Here is a 256-nt window from a genome sequence, read left to right as displayed (position 1 = left end):
ACAAGACTCGTGCCCTGGCCAAGACAGCGATTGAAAGCGGCAAGGTGCATCACCGGGGCGAGCGCTGCAAACCGGGCAAGGAGCCGCGGGTAGGCGATGAATACCAGATTCGCGCCGGCTTCGACGAACGCACCGTGGTGGTCCAGGCCCTGTCCATCGTCCGCCGTGGCGCTCCTGAAGCGCAGGCTCTGTACGCGGAAACCGAGGCCAGCATCGCCAAGCGCGAAGCCGCTGCGGCCCAGCGCAAGGCTGGTGC

1 protein-coding gene is annotated in these 256 nt (G+C 66.8%); it reads left to right on the top strand.

Annotation, left to right across the window (positions count from 1 at the left end):
* On the top strand, positions 1 to 256 hold a 256-nt coding region (locus SB756_RS32320; RefSeq protein WP_410913534.1), incomplete at both ends, for an RNA-binding S4 domain-containing protein.

Origin of the sequence: Pseudomonas sp. SIMBA_068 (assembly GCF_046534705.1) — a bacterium.
Classification (GTDB): domain Bacteria; phylum Pseudomonadota; class Gammaproteobacteria; order Pseudomonadales; family Pseudomonadaceae; genus Aquipseudomonas; species Aquipseudomonas putida.
This window is presented reverse-complemented; position numbering and strand designations above follow the sequence as displayed.